The organism is uncultured Microbulbifer sp., from assembly GCF_947489355.1.
Classification (GTDB): Bacteria; Pseudomonadota; Gammaproteobacteria; order Pseudomonadales; family Cellvibrionaceae; genus Microbulbifer.
On sequence record NZ_CANLDD010000001.1, the window covers coordinates 277,133 to 293,239 of the forward strand.

18 protein-coding genes and 1 tRNA gene are annotated in these 16,107 nt (G+C 54.8%); 10 read left to right on the forward strand and 9 right to left on the reverse strand.

Features of this window, described 5'->3' with window-relative positions:
- Positions 1–83: 83 nt before the first annotated feature.
- From hisF to hisB, 4 genes are read right to left on the reverse strand one after another with little or no spacing between them, the layout of a single operon-like run.
- Positions 84–845 (reverse strand): imidazole glycerol phosphate synthase subunit HisF, encoded by a 762-nt coding sequence (gene hisF / locus Q1A48_RS01180; RefSeq protein ID WP_299940056.1) that lies wholly within the window; start codon positions 843–845, stop codon positions 84–86.
- A 2-nt stretch (positions 846–847) separates the two neighbouring features.
- A complete protein-coding gene (hisA, locus tag Q1A48_RS01185) occupies positions 848–1,576 on the reverse strand; it encodes a 1-(5-phosphoribosyl)-5-[(5-phosphoribosylamino)methylideneamino]imidazole-4-carboxamide isomerase (RefSeq protein WP_299940058.1) in 729 nt (242 codons plus the stop codon).
- A 54-nt stretch (positions 1,577–1,630) separates the two neighbouring features.
- On the reverse strand, positions 1,631–2,281 hold the full coding sequence (gene hisH / locus Q1A48_RS01190; RefSeq protein ID WP_299940060.1) for an imidazole glycerol phosphate synthase subunit HisH: 651 nt from the start codon (positions 2,279–2,281) through the stop codon (positions 1,631–1,633).
- Entirely contained in the window at positions 2,281–2,868 is a 588-nt protein-coding gene (gene hisB / locus Q1A48_RS01195) for an imidazoleglycerol-phosphate dehydratase HisB (protein ID WP_299940063.1), read from the reverse strand. The genes hisH and hisB overlap by 1 nt, the downstream gene beginning before the upstream one ends.
- Positions 2,869–2,951: 83 nt before the next feature.
- Between hisB and Q1A48_RS01200 the strand changes: the two genes are divergently transcribed.
- From Q1A48_RS01200 to Q1A48_RS01245, 10 genes are all read left to right on the forward strand, one after another.
- A complete protein-coding gene (locus Q1A48_RS01200; RefSeq protein WP_299940065.1) occupies positions 2,952–3,284 on the forward strand; it encodes a hypothetical protein in 333 nt (110 codons plus the stop codon).
- Between the two features lie 85 nt (positions 3,285–3,369).
- Positions 3,370–5,493, forward strand: coding sequence for a TonB-dependent receptor plug domain-containing protein (locus Q1A48_RS01205; protein WP_299940068.1), 2,124 nt, complete (start codon positions 3,370–3,372; stop codon positions 5,491–5,493).
- Positions 5,494–5,668: 175 nt separating this feature from the next.
- Positions 5,669–7,792: an AsmA family protein gene (locus tag Q1A48_RS01210; RefSeq protein ID WP_299940071.1), complete on the forward strand. Its 2,124-nt coding sequence runs from the start codon at positions 5,669–5,671 to the stop codon at positions 7,790–7,792.
- A gap of 69 nt (positions 7,793–7,861) precedes the next feature.
- On the forward strand, positions 7,862–8,947 hold the full coding sequence (gene mutY, locus Q1A48_RS01215) for an A/G-specific adenine glycosylase (protein WP_299940074.1): 1,086 nt from the start codon (positions 7,862–7,864) through the stop codon (positions 8,945–8,947).
- A gap of 16 nt (positions 8,948–8,963) precedes the next feature.
- Positions 8,964–9,239, forward strand: coding sequence for an oxidative damage protection protein (locus Q1A48_RS01220; protein WP_299940077.1), 276 nt, complete (start codon positions 8,964–8,966; stop codon positions 9,237–9,239).
- A gap of 123 nt (positions 9,240–9,362) precedes the next feature.
- Positions 9,363–9,438: transfer RNA gene (locus tag Q1A48_RS01225), tRNA-Phe, on the forward strand.
- Between the two features lie 625 nt (positions 9,439–10,063).
- Entirely contained in the window at positions 10,064–11,746 is a 1,683-nt protein-coding gene (locus Q1A48_RS01230) for a tetratricopeptide repeat protein (RefSeq protein ID WP_299940080.1), read from the forward strand.
- Between the two features lie 114 nt (positions 11,747–11,860).
- A complete protein-coding gene (locus Q1A48_RS01235; protein WP_299940083.1) occupies positions 11,861–12,142 on the forward strand; it encodes a BrnT family toxin in 282 nt (93 codons plus the stop codon).
- Between the two features lie 2 nt (positions 12,143–12,144).
- On the forward strand, positions 12,145–12,339 hold the full coding sequence (locus tag Q1A48_RS01240; protein WP_299940085.1) for a hypothetical protein: 195 nt from the start codon (positions 12,145–12,147) through the stop codon (positions 12,337–12,339).
- On the forward strand, positions 12,332–12,514 hold the full coding sequence (locus Q1A48_RS01245; protein WP_299940088.1) for a hypothetical protein: 183 nt from the start codon (positions 12,332–12,334) through the stop codon (positions 12,512–12,514). The genes Q1A48_RS01240 and Q1A48_RS01245 overlap by 8 nt, the downstream gene beginning before the upstream one ends.
- Before the next feature lie 212 nt (positions 12,515–12,726).
- Here Q1A48_RS01245 and Q1A48_RS01250 read toward each other — a convergent pair whose 3' ends face one another.
- The 5 genes from Q1A48_RS01250 to Q1A48_RS01270 all read right to left on the reverse strand — a co-directional run bounded on the left by Q1A48_RS01250 (position 12,727) and on the right by Q1A48_RS01270 (position 16,101).
- Complete coding sequence (locus Q1A48_RS01250; protein WP_299940090.1) at positions 12,727–12,978, reverse strand: hypothetical protein; 252 nt, start codon at positions 12,976–12,978, stop codon at positions 12,727–12,729.
- A gap of 30 nt (positions 12,979–13,008) precedes the next feature.
- Positions 13,009–13,623, reverse strand: a complete 615-nt coding sequence (locus tag Q1A48_RS01255; RefSeq protein WP_299940092.1) for a hypothetical protein — start codon at positions 13,621–13,623, stop codon at positions 13,009–13,011.
- Between the two features lie 330 nt (positions 13,624–13,953).
- Positions 13,954–14,655 (reverse strand): hypothetical protein, encoded by a 702-nt coding sequence (locus Q1A48_RS01260; RefSeq protein WP_299940094.1) that lies wholly within the window; start codon positions 14,653–14,655, stop codon positions 13,954–13,956.
- On the reverse strand, positions 14,642–15,199 hold the full coding sequence (locus Q1A48_RS01265) for a hypothetical protein (protein ID WP_299940096.1): 558 nt from the start codon (positions 15,197–15,199) through the stop codon (positions 14,642–14,644). Before Q1A48_RS01265 ends, Q1A48_RS01260 begins: the two co-directional genes overlap by 14 nt.
- Positions 15,196–16,101: a hypothetical protein gene (locus Q1A48_RS01270; RefSeq protein ID WP_299940098.1), complete on the reverse strand. Its 906-nt coding sequence runs from the start codon at positions 16,099–16,101 to the stop codon at positions 15,196–15,198. Before Q1A48_RS01270 ends, Q1A48_RS01265 begins: the two co-directional genes overlap by 4 nt.
- Positions 16,102–16,107 lie beyond the last annotated feature (6 nt).

Below are 16,107 nucleotides of genomic sequence, written 5' to 3' on the forward strand. Positions count from 1 at the left end.
CGGTCAAGTCCCCGATTCCCACGACACAACACGCGCGGCAAGCAGAAAAAAGCCCCGGTAACTCCTCCCGACGGGCGGCAGGGTCACAGCCGCACTTCTATACCTGCGTCCCGCATAAACGCCTTGGCCTCAGCGATACTGTATCTGCCAAAGTGAAAGATACTCGCTGCCAGCACTGCATCGGCACCGCCGTACAACACCCCCTCCACCAGATGATCCAGGCTGCCCACACCACCCGAAGCGATCACCGGCACAGGCACAGCCTCGGTGACCGCCCGGGTCAGCGACAAATCGAAACCGTTTTTGGTGCCATCCCTGTCCATACTGGTGAGCAGTATCTCCCCGGCACCAAAGTGCGCCATCTGCCGTGCCCAGTCCACTACATCAATACCCGTGGGCCGGCGGCCGCCATGGGTGAAGATCTCCCAGCGGGAATCGCCCACCTGCTTAGCGTCGATAGCAACCACTACACACTGGCTGCCGAAGCGCTCGGCAGCCTCGCGCACAAATTCGGGGTTGCGCACCGCAGCGGAATTAATCGCGGTTTTGTCAGCACCGGCATTGAGCAGATTGCGGATATCCTGCAAGGTGCGCACCCCACCGCCAACTGTCAGGGGAATAAAGATTTCGCGGGCTATCCTCTCCACTGTGTATAGAAGGGTATCGCGCCGCTCATGGGTAGCGGTAATGTCCAGAAAAGTGATTTCATCGGCGCCGGCCGCATTGTAGCGGCGGGCGATTTCCACCGGATCGCCGGCATCGCGGATATCGACAAAGTTCACCCCCTTGACCACACGGCCCGCATCGACATCGAGACAGGGGATTATGCGTTTCGTCAGTGCCACTGTTATTCCCCCCGATTGCAGAGCCGCTGCGCCTCGCACAGGTTGAGCTTGCCTTCATAGATGGCACGACCGGTAATTGCCCCGTAGATCTCCCCGACATCCAGCAGTTGCTGGATGTCCTCGAGGCTGCTGACACCGCCGGAGGCAATGACCGGCACCTGTACCGCGTGCGCCACCTCCAGAGTGGCCTTGATATTGACACCCTGCATCATGCCATCGCGGGCGATATCCGTGTACACGATCGAGCTGACACCGGAATCGGCAAAACGCCTGGCCAGCTCGACGGCCTGCAGCCCGGATACCTCGGCCCAACCCTCAGTGGCCACCAGGCCATCTTTGGCATCGAGGCCAACAATAATATGCCCCTCAAACTCGCGGCAGGCCTCCTGTACCAGTTTGGGGTTTTTCACCGCGGCAGTGCCGATAATGGTCCAGTTGACCCCGGCATCCAGGTACCGCTCTATGGTATGCAGATCGCGGATACCACCGCCAATCTGCACCGGCAGATCTGGGAACTGGCTGGCAATGGCGGTGACAGCCTCTCCGTTGACCGGATTACCGGCAAAGGCACCATTCAGGTCCACGAGATGTAAACGCCGCGCCCCCTCGTTTACCCAGTGCTGCGCAGTGGCCAGAGGGTCCTCAGAAAATACCGTGGCACAATCCATTTCACCCTGGCGCAGGCGCACGCACTGGCCATCCTTCAAGTCAATCGCGGGAATTACAATCATGTTCTGTCTTTACATCGGCAGTCGTTGTTGGTGGTCCGAAAAAAGCCGTGGCTGTCAGGCCCGGCCATCCCAGTTGACAAAATTCTTCAGCAGTTGCAGGCCGTCGTCGGCGCTCTTTTCCGGGTGGAACTGGGTCGCAAAGATATTTCCCCGCGCCACGGCAGCAGCCAGGGAGATACCGTACTCCGTTTGCCCGGCAATATCCGAGTTATCCACTGCGGGCACATAGTAACTGTGCACAAAATAAAAGCGACTGCAATCGACAATGCCTTCCCACAGCGGGTGCTTGCGGATTTGCTGCACGCGGTTCCAGCCCATATGCGGGATCTTGACATGCCCCCCCTCCGGAATCTCCGGCAGGTCGCTGCCGAAAAATCTTACCGGTTGCGAAAAAATATCCAGGCAGTCAACCCCGCTATTTTCCTCGCTGTGACGCATCATGATTTGCATACCCACACAGATACCCAGCACCGGTTTACCGGCACAGATGGCATCTTTCAACAGGGGCGCAAAACCCGCTTCCTCGAATCCTGCCATGCAGTCGCGGATGGCCCCCACACCGGGCACCAGCAGGTGCCCGGCACCCCGAGCCTGTTCGGGTGTGGTTGCCAGCACCACCTCGGTATCCGGTGCCACTTTATTCAGGGCACTGGCCACCGAGTGCAGGTTGCCCATGCCGTAATCGAGTATCGCAACTTTCCCCATCACAACACGCCCTTGGTTGAGGGCAGGGTGCCGGCCATGCGCGGGTCCGGGGTCAGCGCCATGCGCAGGGCGCGGCCAAAGGCCTTAAACACCGTTTCCACCTGGTGGTGGGCATTATGACCACGCAGACAGTCAATATGTACCGTCGCCAGGGCGTGGTTTACAAACCCCTGGAAAAATTCGTAAAACAGTTCCGTGTCGAAATGACCAATACGTCCCTGGGTAAAAGGTACCTCCATCACCAGACCGGGACGCCCGGAAAAGTCGATCACCACCCTTGAGAGGGCCTCGTCCAGAGGCACATAACTGTGGCCATAGCGGGTAATGCCTTTTTTGTCCCCCAACGCCTCGGTAACGGCCTTGCCGAGGGTGATACCGATATCCTCCACCGTATGGTGATCGTCAATATGCGTATCGCCGTCACAGGTGATGTCCAGGTCAACCATTCCGTGGCGGGCAATTTGATCGAGCATATGCTCCAGAAAGGGAACCCCGGTGACAAACCGGCCGTGGCCCTGGCCATCCAGATTCAGGTTGACTCGTATTTTGGTTTCCAGGGTGTCACGGGTGACGCTTGCCTTGCGCATTGAGGGCGATCCTATTTTGAGCGTTAAGACGAAGGGGGCAAATTATAGGACGAATGGCGACCTCTGTGGCCCACTGGTGACAAATGAAACTTGATTCACAGCGCCGTCCCAATATCATAGGCCCCATGGTTTTTCACAAACGCCAACACTCCCATTACTGGGCCAGCCTGTTTCTGCTACTCGCTTTGGTGGCAGCGCAGCCGCTGTGGGCGGAACATTTTCACCTGGATAACAGCCAGGTAGAGGTGTGTGACCTGTGCTGTATGCAGATGCCCGCAGCACTTGCCAGCGAGTTCGCACCCATTCAGGCAAAGCCCGAAAGCCACGATAGCCAGCCCTCTCTGGCAATACCACAAAATCGCCAGCCGGAGCACCAGAACGCACGCGCCCCACCCCCCTTCCTGTCGCTCAGCTAATCAACCAAGTTCACCGCTTACTTTGCTTGACGGAGGCACCCTCTGCCGTGTGCAGCAGCATCCTCCAATGACAGGAATAAAACCAATGATGAAGTTCAATGCTTTGGCCCTGGCTATCGCCAGCCTCGCTGCGCCCGCGGTTTATGCCGCACAAGAAAACAGTGCTCCCCTGGAAGAGGTCAATGTTACCGTGTCCCCACTGGACAAGCCCGCAGATGCCGTGGCAGCGCCGGTCTCCATCCTCTCGGGCAACGCCCTACGCAGTGCCGCTTCCGCCACACTGGGCCAGACCCTGCAGGACCAACTCGGAGTGGCAAATGCCTCCTTTGGCAGCGGCGTGGGGTTGCCGGTGATCCGTGGCCAGAGCGCCAACCGGGTGAAGATCCTCAGCGATAACCTGGATGTGGCGGACGCCTCCAACACCAGCTCCGACCACGCCGCCAGTATCGAGCCCCTACTGGCTGAGCGTATCGAAATCCTGCGCGGTCCCGCCGCCCTGCGCTATGGCAGTGGTGCGATCGGCGGTGTGGTGAATGTTATCGACGGACGTATCCCCACAGTGGTACCCCAGGAACTTGAGGGTGCGCTGGAACTGCGCCACAACACTGCCGACAGCCAGGATGCCTCCGTCTTTCGCCTGGGTGGCGGTGCCGGGCAGCTGGCCTGGTATCTGGATGGGGTTTACCGGGAAAATGGCGATACGGAAATTCCCGGCCTCGCTATTCTCGAGCACAGCGATGCCCATGAGGAGCACGAAGAGGGTGAGCATGAAGAAGGCGAGCACGAGGAGGAGTTCAATACCGACGGATTTGTGGGCAATACCAATGCCCGCGCCCACAGTTACAGCGGCGGTGTCTCCCGCATCACCGACAGCGGCTATATCGGCCTGTCGGTAAACCGCCTCAGAAACAACTATGGCATCCCGCTCGGCACCCACGAGCACCACGAAGAAGAGGAGGAGCACGAGGGCGAGGATCACGACGCACTTGAGGGGCACGACGAGCACAGCGGACCGGAAGCGGTGCGTATCGATCTGGCGCAGACCCGCTACGACCTGAAAGGGGAGCACCGTTTCGACAGTGATTACTGGAACAAGCTGCGCGTGCGTGTCGGCTACAACGACTACCAACACACGGAACTGGAGGACGGTGCGCCCGGCACCCGCTTTACCAACCAGGCCTGGGAGGGGCGCGTGGAACTGACCCACGACAGCGGCGGCGAATGGCGCGGCGCCTACGGGCTGCAACTGCTGGACAAAGATTTTGCCGCCGTGGGTGACGAGGCATTTATCCAGCCTTCACGCACCCGCAGTGCCGGCGCCTTCGCGATGAAGGAGCGCGCCTGGGGCAACTGGCACCTGGACCTGGGCGCGCGCCTGGAGCGGGTGGACATCGACCCGCAAGCCGCCAGTGAGCGCGACTACACGCTACTGAGCGCCAGCAGCACGCTCCAGTACTTCTTCGCCGAACACCAGCACCTCAGTTTCGGTGCCACCCATTCGGAGCGCGCACCGGTAGCAGAAGAACTGTTCGCCAACGGCGCCCACCTGGCCGCAGGTCAGTATGTGTTGGGCAATAGCGACCTGGACAAAGAGGCTGCAGTCAACCTTGAACTGGGCTACCACCACCACAATGAACAAGCCAACGGCTGGCATGCCCTACGGTTTGAGGCCAATCTTTTTTACAACCGTATCGGTGATTACATCTATGCGCAGAACACTGGGGAAGTGGATAGCGAAGAGGGGTTACCGATCTACGAATACACCAACCGCGATGCAATTTTTTACGGCGCAGAGGTGTCTGCCACATTACCCCTGCGGGAGACACTCTACCTGACCCTGTTCGGCGATATGGTGCGTGCCCGCTTTGACAACACTATTGCCGGCGAGAGTTCCTATGTGCCGCGCATGCCACCTCTGCGGGCCGGGCTGGCCCTGGGTGCGGACTACGACCGGTGGGGCTGGGAATGGCGCACAGTACAGGCCGCCGACCAGGATCGTGTTGGCGCCTTCGAGGAGCCTACCGATGGCTACACCCGTATGGACCTGAGCACCCATTACAATTTCACTATCGGCGGCAGCGATGCGGTATTCTTTGCCAACGCGCGCAACCTGCTCGATGAGGAAATACGGTACTCCACCTCCCTGTTGCGGGACTACGCGCCAGCTGCGGGCCGCAGCTTTGAAGCGGGCGTGCGGTTTATTTTCTAAAAGACAACTGCTTCAATGGCCCTGCGGCGCGCTCAGCCCCGCGGGGCTATATCTCCTACACTTCCCGCATAAGCTCTTTGCAGAGGGCGCGGGAACCCCGAGCCAACGCCGCAACACCCGCACGGTTGGTACACGCGACCCGCCTTCTACTGAACAAACAGGGACACCCCTCTCCATGGCCTGGATCAAGCGCACCTTTATCGCTCTTTTGATCATTTTCCTGTTACTCGCCGGCGCAGTCACCTGGCTGCTGGTGGGACTCGATGTGAACCAATACAAGCCACAATTTGAGAAGCTCGCCGCCAAACAGGGCATCGCCCTCAGGCTCGACGGGGATATCAGCTGGCAGCTTTGGCCGCAGTTGGGCCTGCAACTGAGCAAGGTACAACTGGCCCCCCTGCAACTTCCCCGGGAGACACTGGTGCGTGCAGAGCGTATTGCCGTGGGTGTCGCCCTTAAACCCCTTCTGCAGCGCCACATAGAGGCCCGGGAAGTTGCGCTGGTGGCACCGCAAATCGAGTTCTCCGTGGACAGCGAAGGACGCAGTAACTGGCAACGGGTCAGCCAGGCGATAGAGGCACAGCGCAAGCTGCCACCCAAGCTGGATATCCCCAAACCTACACAGCAGCCCGCCCAGCAGAGGATACAATTCAGCCTGGAAAAACTGCGCATCCAGCAGGGCCTCCTCGCCTATCACGATGCCCGCACGGGCAGGGAATTCAAAGTGGCAGATTTGCACGTCGCTGCCGACAACCTGATCCCCGGGGGTGGGCCGGGACAACTCAACGCCGACGCCGAGGTGCGCAGCAGCAGCCTGCAAGCTCCGTTGAAGTTGCAACTGGAGAGCACCCTCGCCTTGGATGAGGCCCTCAACGGACTGCGCCTGCAACCCCTGCAGTTGGGTTTTGCCGCCGACAACGGTGCCAAAGCCACGGTACACTTGCGCGGTTACTTGCGCCGCGACAACAGCAACCAGCCCTGGCGGGTGCAAATGAACCTCAACGCCAGCGCCGACCCCCTGCGCCCCTGGCTGGCGTTGGCCGGAGCTGAATTTGCCCCCCGTGACGATACCGTGCTGCAAAAACTCAACCTCGAAACCAGTATCGAGGGCTCGGAACAGAAACTGGACCTGACGCCCCTACAACTGCAGCTTGACGGCACTGCTTTCAGTGGCAGTGCCCAGGTGCGCAATGCCGAACTGCCGGGACTCGACCTGAGCTTGCGCGGCGGAACTTTTAACCTGGATAACTACCTGCCATCCTCCCCAGAAGAAAATGCCGGGGAGACACAGCCGGCCGAGGCTTCCCGGCCGACAAAACCAATTCAGCCCGCCCCTGAGACTCGCACGGTACAGCCAGCTGAGTCAGCCAACACCGGAAAAGGAACCCGGCAGGGTTCCGCAGAGCCCCTGCCTTTCAGCGCCCTGCGCGGCTTTACCGCCAATATCAGCCTGGCCCTCGACCAGTTGCATGCCGCCGGTCTGCAACTGGACAGCCCCGAGCTGCAACTCACGGTGGACAACGGTCTCTACCGGCTTCAGAAACTCAGCGCCAATATTTACGGCGGCCAACTCAGCACCAATGGTGAGCTCAATGCCCGCGCACAGTCCGCCGAAGCTCAGATGCACGGCGGCCTCACCGGGGTGGATCTCGACAAGGTACAGCAGGCACTCTTCCCCGCCAGGAAAGTGCAGCTGGCCGGCGCAGCCAGCCTCAACTGGGACGCACTCACCAAGGGCAAAACCAGCAGAAGTCTGCAGCACAACCTGCGCGCCTCTGCGGTGCTCTCCAGCAGGGAGCTGTCCATTGCACCATTCAATCTGGAAAAGGGCCTGTGCCAGCTTTTCAGCTATGCAGAAAAAACCCCGATACCGAACCGGGACTGGCCCGCCAAAACCCAGCTGCAGAACCTGCGTGCTACCATCACGATCAAAGGGCAGGAGGTGAAAGTGGACGATATACTCGCCGGCATTGAGAATATTGCCTTGACCGGCGACGGCAAGGTAAACCTGAAAAGACAGAACTTCGATTTCGCCCTGGGCCTCGCCCTGGTGGGCCAAAGCACTTCCGCTGACGGCTGTACGGTAAAAAATCAGCGCTTGCGCAATCGCCCGTTGCCACTGCGTTGCAAGGGCCAATTCGACGATATTGATATCGGCATCTGCAAACCCGACAGCCGTCGCCTGGACGATCTGTTGCGCGAAGAGCTGAAGTACAAGGCCAAAAAGAAATACGGTGATAAGGTGGAAGAAAAGGTCGACGAACTGAAAGAAAAACTGAAAAATCTCTTCGGTCGCTGATTGAAACCGCACCGGGCCCCACCCGGTGCGCACGCCAGGCACTCACTCTGCCCAACCGCACAGTAATTCATGACACCAAAACAGTTCCAAAACGCCATTCTCAAGTGGTTTCACAAACACGGACGCAAGGATCTGCCCTGGCAACAGGGCATCACCCCCTACCGTGTCTGGGTCTCGGAAATCATGCTGCAACAGACCCAGGTCAGCGCAGTGGTTCCCTATTTTGCGCGCTTTATGAACAGCTTCCCCACCCTGGAAGCCCTGGCCCACGCGCCCCTGGAACAAGTGTTGGCCCACTGGAGCGGCCTCGGCTACTATGCCCGCGCCCGCAATCTGCACAAATGCGCGCAGACCGTAATGGATCAGTACGATGGTGAATTCCCCCGCAGCCTGGAAGCCCTCACCGGGCTCAGTGGTATCGGCCGCTCTACCGCCGGTGCCATTGCCAGCATCAGCATGGGGCTGAAGGCACCGATTCTGGATGGAAACGTGAAACGGGTGTTGGCCCGCTGTCACGCTGTGGAGGGCTGGCCCGGCCGCACAGCAGTCGCCAACAAACTCTGGCAACTGGCCGAGACCTATACCCCGGACACCCAGGGTAACCTCTACACTCAGGCGATCATGGATCTGGGCGCCACCCTCTGTACCCGCTCCAGGCCAAGCTGCCGCGACTGCCCGCTAAAAAAATGCTGTCAGGCCCATGCCCAGGGCAACCCCCAGGAGTATCCCCACAAGAAACCGCACCAGCAAAAGCCCACACGCAGCGCCACCATGCTGCTGCTGGAATACGCAGGCGAGATCTACCTGGAACAGCGCCCTACCAAAGGTATCTGGGGTGGCCTCTGGTGCCCGCCCCAATCCGACAGCACCCAGTCCTGGCTCAAGCAACGGCGCTGGCGCGCCGGCAAAATACAGCCACTGCCACCGCTGCGCCACACCTTCACCCACTTCCACCTGGATATTTCCCCGGTGTGGGTACAGCTCGCCAGAGCCCCCGCGCAGGTAGCAAAGTGCGGTGCCGGCTGGTATAAACTGCGCAGCTTGAATCGCCCTCGCGCCGCTCAGGAGGTGGGGCTGCCCGCTCCAATTGTAAAGCTGGCAAAGCAGCTACTTGCACTGCAGGCCCCCCTGCTGACCCCAACCACTGCCGATTGACAATCCGGAGAAATCCATGTCCAGGACCGTATTCTGCCGCAAATACCAACAAGAGCTGGAGGGACTGGATGCGCCCCCCTTCCCCGGCCCCAAAGGCATGGACATTTTTGAACACGTCTCCCAAAAAGCCTGGCAGGAATGGCTGTCTCACCAGACCATGCTGATCAATGAAAAGCACCTGAACATGATGGAGCCCTCCAGCCGTACCTATCTCAGCGAGCAGATGCAGAAGTTTCTAAGCGGTGAGGAATACGATTCGGTGGAAGGCTACGCCCCACCGGAAAGCCCCTGAGCGGGCCGGGAAAACCGCCCCCGGCAAGGGAAAAACTTTTTACAATCAAGGGATTGACTCAGCCCTTGGGAGCGGGTTTAATACGCGCCTCGCACACTCGGGGAAGCCCGTGATGATTGCAATGCCCAGATAGCTCAGTCGGTAGAGCAGGGGACTGAAAATCCCCGTGTCGGTGGTTCGATTCCGCCTCTGGGCACCACCTCTGAAACCCGTGTCAGCTCTAGCTTTCGCGGGTTTTTTAGTTTTGCCACTTACAAAAGTTTGTCGTCATATTCCTCCAGAGTGTCAACATTGTGTCAACACAAAATTACGTTGACACTTTGGCCTGTACGAGACTTCCAAGCGTAAAAGCTTTCTTCTCTTCCTGATGCAAAATTCCATCACTGCCCGAAAAACCCCGTGGTTACTAGCTTTCGGCTAGTTTGGCTTGTGAAAAATCTCTTCACAGCGCTTCAAAACCCTTCATTCTGTGAAATCCACACCTGCCCTCTAGCCCGCACCACCTCACGGCCCGGATCAATTCTCTATTTCATCAACCCAAAGGACGCCAAAAGTCGGCAGGCGTGGGGAGGAGTGACCGGCAGCCCTTTTGGCTGTATGATTTTTGATCGAGGAGGCTGGGAAGTCTTAGTATTACTGGGCTTTGACAGAAAGTTAATAATCTGGTCTGCTTCAGAAGACTTTGAAAAATTTTGAAATTCTTTCGGAGCGTAATCACTGCCTGCTGCGAGTTTGGGCGTAGCTACTTAGGGTGATAGGATTTGACCAAACAATTGACTTTTCGTCCTTTAGGGTATGTAAAGGGATTCAATCAGGGAGGAGTTATGAAAAGAAAAATAACCTTATTTATCGCATCTCCAGGTGATCTTGCACACGAGCGCAATCTGTTTAGAAAAACCATCGAAGAGTTAAACACTGGTTTTGGGGATGGTGCCAACGTGGAGTTTGAAGCGTTGGGCTGGGAGAGTACCCTCGCCTTAGTAAGACCACGTGCCCAATCCGTGATTAATGAAAATATAGATCGGTGTGATGTGTTTTTCTTGGTAATGCACAGGCGCTGGGGACAAGATGCACCTGATGCAAAACCCTATAACTCCTATACGGAAGAAGAATTTCATCGTGCGTTTGAGCGCTGGAAAAAGAGCGGTAAGCCTGAAGTAGTTGTACTCTTCAAGCGAGTAGACCCTGCTTCCGAAGCTGATCCCGGCCCTGAGCTTAAGAAAGTGATGGCTTTCAGAAGACAATTGGAAGATGAAAAATGCGTGCTTTATCACTACTTTGATAATGATCACACTTTTTCCAATGAGATTAGAGATCATATTAAGGCTTTTGCCAAAGGGCAATTACCTCAAGGTGAACAAGGTTCAAAAGCTGTATTACTTCCACTAGATGCCCTGAAAAAAATACAAGCTGCAAAAAAACTGACAGAGCAAAAAATACAGGAAGCTAATGTAGCACGTGACGCAGAAAAGAAATCCCAAATACAGGTAAGCGCCTTGCAATTGCAGATAGCAATAGATGCTGCAAACTTGTCTAAAGAAGGAAATATTGAATTTGCTCGTCAGAAATTTGCAGCCCTGGTAACGGAAACTCTCGATCTAAAAATATTATCTCTCGCTAACGAGTTCTACACTCGGACAGGTGATATAGATTCAGCTTTCTTAGTTTTAAACAAATGTCTGAACATAATTAGCCCAGAAGAAAAATCAGCTACTAGAGCTGAAGTATACAACGACCTCGGCAAACTATATCTGATCCGAGGCGAATTTGAGCAAGCCAAAGAGATGCACAGAGATTCATTGGATATCTGTAAGGTACTAGACGACAAGGAAGGTATGGCGCGAAGCTATGGCAACCTAGGCAACCTGTATTCTACCCGAGGAGATATTAAGCATGCCGAAGAAATGTATCTGAAGTCCTTAGACATTGATAAAACTCTAGACCGGAAGAAAGGTTTGGCAGCCAACAATGGCAACCTAGGTAACCTGTATTATATCCGAGGCAACCTTGAGCAGGCCGAAGTGATGTATCTAAAGTCTTTATCCATTGCTGAAAAACTAGAAGATAAGGAATATATTGCGAACAGCTATGCCAGCCTCGGCAACCTGTATACAAGTCAACGGGACTTTGAACAAGCCGAAGAGGTGTACCAGAAAGCAATCACCATCTATAAGATGCTTAACCACAAGCAAGGTATCGCGCATAACTATGGCAACCTCGGCACCCTGTATTGGAGCCAAGGCGACCTTGAGCAAGTCGAAGAGATGTACCAGAAAGCAATCACCATCTATAAGGCGCTTGGCTGCAAGGACGGTATGGCATTCAACTATGAAAAACTCGGCAATCTGTATCAGTGCCGAGGCGATTTTGAGCTCGCCGAGAAGATGTTCAAAAAATCCTTAAATTTTTTTCGAGAACTCCAATTTCCAGAAACGGAAAGTATTAATCGTAAGTTAGAAAATCTGAAAAGTATTAAAGAATTTCAACTCGAATTCCAGGAAAAGTGAATGCAGCGCAAAAGGTAATTCGTGATTTTTTCAGCTTACAATAGAGATTGATGCAGAATTAGAATTTATGCCATGACTAAAAAAGTATAAACCTCCAGAAATACTGAGACTATTATGCTATTTGAATGGGACGAAGAAAAGGACAGGCTAAATCAGCAAAAACATGAAATGCCTTTGAGGGCAGGAATTCCAGTTTTTGATGATTTGAATGCAATCGAATTTGAAGATAATAGAGTAGATTATGGCGAAGAAAGATACATTCTTATTGGTTTGGACAGCAGAACCAAGTTGCTATATGTTGTATATACAATGCGAGATAAAAGTGTAACACGCCTCATTTCAGTTCGCAAAGCAACTAAAAGCGAAAGAAACCTTTATGAATCAGCAGGATACTAATTATGAGTAAAATTATTCGCAAAGAGCACTCGAAAGATAACCCTATCGATAACAGTGATATAGATTTTACTAAAGCTGATGCGCTGACAGATAAAGAAATAGAAGAAAGGGCAAAACGTGATCCTGATTCGTTACCTTTCACCGAAGAGGAATTAAAAAAAATTAAAATCAAAAGAAGGCATAAAGACAGTGAGTAAAATAATTTCAAAAAAACATATCAAAGGGGTTACAGTAACCCCTGAATTTAATGTGAGCAAAGTACGCGCCATGAGCGACAAAGAGGCTGAAGAAAGAGCCAAAAAAGACTCTGATGCTCCTATTGTAGACCCTCAAAAAGTTAAAAGAGTGAAAAGAACTCCTAAAAGAAAATAGAAATTTTAGCTATGCTAGAAACTCTATTGTAAAGACATTAAAGCACCACATTTTTGTGGTGTTACATCTGCCACCGGATTAAAACGGTTATACGTCAACCTACCCCACCACTCTTGTGTTCATTAATAGCCTTTTCTTTGAAGCCTCCCTCCCATCTTCAGGACAAAGGCAAAAATTAGACACAAGTGTGTCATCCAGTACTGATAACACACCTACCCAACTGGGCATACCCTTTCTTCCAATACCCCACCTCTCTTTATTGAATACTCGGTATAAGCCCCGGTCACAATATCAAGAATTTGCAGCCAGGAATAAAACCGCGCTTTTTGGGATTTTGCAATCTCGATTGCCAGCTCCATTGCCGTCTCTTCAGTGGGAGCGGAACCCCTGAAGCTTTTGGCACCGCCATTCAATAAATGAATACCTTCCGCAAAAATTGCAAACCTATTGCTATTTTTTCCCATACTCTCTCTCCTGATAAATGTATAGCCCGCTTAGGCCCTGATAGCCGCAAGCTGTGATTTTAGATTGTCCGCACTGCCCTTGTGTCCGTTAATTGCCGCCTCTTGCGTTGGCTTACTTCCGTTGCCGGGGTGGGAGTGTGTCGCGAGGGTAGCGGTCAGGGCTGATACTACCCCGATTAAATCCTCCAGCACTTTCAGTACGTTCAAGGATTCACTACCCAACCAAACCTTGCCGCCATTTTTTACCTTGATGGTTTGACGTACCTTGGCCACGGATTCCCGAATATTCCCTATCTGCTCTTTCAGATCCCGGCCTATTGAGCTGTTCATATCGCTGGCGGTGGTGAGATTTAAGTTATCCAGCGCTGAAAGATTGAAGCCGCCAGCAGACAGTAGTTTTAAAGCCCCGAGGGCTTCAATGATTTTTACTCCCGCCACCTCTTCCACGGAATGTGTCTGTACATTTCGGTATTCACTATCGCAGCTAGTCTGTACTTCGGCGGCTTCGGTAATATGGCGCAGGGCGCTTTCACGAATATCCCCGTGGGTTTCCCGGCTCCACTGGGCACCGGCATCGACTTTTTGCCGTACCGTGTCGCTTTGCTGCCAGATTAAATCTTCCCGGTCGAGTGCAGGTACACCCACTCCGCGCGATAACACGGTGCGTATAAACGGCTGGTCCGGCTGGCCATAGGCAAATGGCTAGCTCAACCACCGTGCCCGGTTGCGGAAAACCAAAGGCCCCGCGTTCATTGCCGGCGAATTGCAAGGGAAGGGGTACACTACGAAAAATCGGCAACTGATCATCCGCTTTGCCTTCGGGCGTCAATACCCGCACATCAACCCCATAACGCGGGCGGAATTCTTCCGCGAGCTCCGGCTTCTGCATCGGGTCACTGATCGCTACCACCTTAGCCAATATCGGCAAATGTAATCCACTTTTTATTTCCGGGTAGAGCCGGGCAATCATGCGCTTTATTTGTTGTTCCACAGGTCCGCGCTCCAGGTAAGATTCATAAAGTTGCCGGCAAGCTCTACCTTCGTTACATAGTTGCCATTCAAAAAAACACCGGGGCGGAGACTTGGAATACAGGCCACCTTGGCCCGGTTGGAAATTCCGAAGTTTGTGGCAAACCCTGTTGGCAGCTCCAGGGAGCGGCCCGCCCAGTAACTATCAGGCCAGCTTCCTACAAATACTTTGCCGTCGCCTTGCTGCTGCCAGGTGTATTGCGGTATGCCAAAGGCTTGCGCCAGGTGGTCCATTATCCAGTAGCCTGTGCCAGCGCTGTAAAAAGCCGGGGCTTTATGGTCGGTATAGCTACCTGTGCCGGTGACAAACTGTAAACCGGTAATTGCAGACACAACCCCCAACACGCCTGCCAGGGTGACATAGCGCTCCGCCAGCGGGACCACTTGCGCAAGTGCCGCGGTCAGTTCCCGGCACATGAGTTTTTTCTGATCATTATCAACGGCTGTACAGTTCACCACATAGCCGATAAAAAAGCGCTGGAGCTGATTGGGGTAGTAGCCTAGATCCAGTTGCACCAGTCCTTTTAATGGGGAGCTGCTGCGCACGGTAAAAGCCGCGCGCCCAGGGGAAGAAAGATCAAGCCGCACATCGTCATCGATGAGGGGCACTGGTTCACCATTGACCGTCAGCCGCTTATGTAACTGCACCGGCGCTCTCCTCTTCATCCGGCGCCAGCGCATCGTCAGCGAACTTCAGCACCTTTTCAAAGCCGGTAAGGCTCTCTCCGCCTTCCTGATCCTCTACGCTCGCTGTGGCCACCGGTTCGCCGTTGGCACTCTGCTGCTGGGCGGCCTGGGTTTTCTGTCGCTGCTCTACCTTTTCTGGGATTGATAAATATTCCGATAAGGTGAAATTCACACGCCAGGCTTTCTTTTCTGGAATCTGGCGAACATTGAGTGCTTCATTAAATTGCACTTGGCGGATATTCATTGCCCGCGCGGTTTCGTCCACAATATCGAATACCCTCAGCTTTCCGTTTGTATCCACGGACTCCACTTGCTGTACCAGCGCTGATAAATGTTCTGCATTCTTAAAGGTGATCACCAGGGAAACCGTCAACGTCTTTGGCTTAATTCCATTCTTTGCGCGGTCGCTGCTGCTGGTATTGCCCCCCAGTGATTCTGTTTCAATCCGCAACACACTGTTTACGGCTAATTCAGAACCGCGCAAGATAAAGTCATTTAATCTCATAAGCCGAATAACTCCCGCAGGACGATGAGTTCTCCAGGGGCTGCGGTAAAGAGCATGGCCGCGCTAAAGCCATGATCATGGTCAAAAGGGTGCGTGGCGGTAATCTGGCTTGCAGTCTGTCGGGCGGTGCCCGTGGCAAACAGGCAATAGGTATTGCCGGTTCCGGTAAACTGTGCAGCCAAAGTTTCAGTTGTTGCCCTGGCTGTATCCAGGTATTGCTGTTTTTTAGTGGCCAGGGCTTCCAGCTCCTCTAGGGGGTTGGTGCTCTCCACCTCATAGCCGTAGGCGCTGGCAATCTCCGCTCCAATGGCTTGCGCAGCCCTGCGGGCTGTCTGTAACTGGGTCAGCTTGCGCGGCCTCCAGTGGCCGCCCAGAGGCGCTCCAGGGAGTACCGATTTTTCGGACTCCAGCCGCAACAGCTGCTCTGCTCTATGTTCCGCCTCGCACAGCTCAGACAGCGGGAACAATTGGCACACCGCCTTTAACCTGGCAGCGAAAGCGGTCAGCGTTTGCTCTGCAAAAAGCACACACACGGCCTCCAGGTTGCCCGCTGGCTTGTAGCTGTCCCAGGCATCCCCCAGCTTGCCTGCCAACGCCTGCTGGGCATTGGGAGCGGAGAGGTGCCGGCTGTAGCTCTCCCCCTGGCCTACGCCCTCTTGATAGGGGTGAACCACTAACGCGCGCAACTCCGCGCCGAACAGATGCACCAGGGCATTCTGTGCGGCGTCGCTGCCGGTGGCTGTACTCGCCGTTGGATTAGTTACAAAACTGGGGGACAGCGCCCCCAGTCGTGATACTGCCGTGGTAATTTCCCCCTTGCCCTGCGCCAGGGCAGTATCCATCGCATCGCTGAGGCCCTTAGCCGTGGGGGGAAACTGTACTTGCGCAGGCTGCCAGGTCATCGGCAA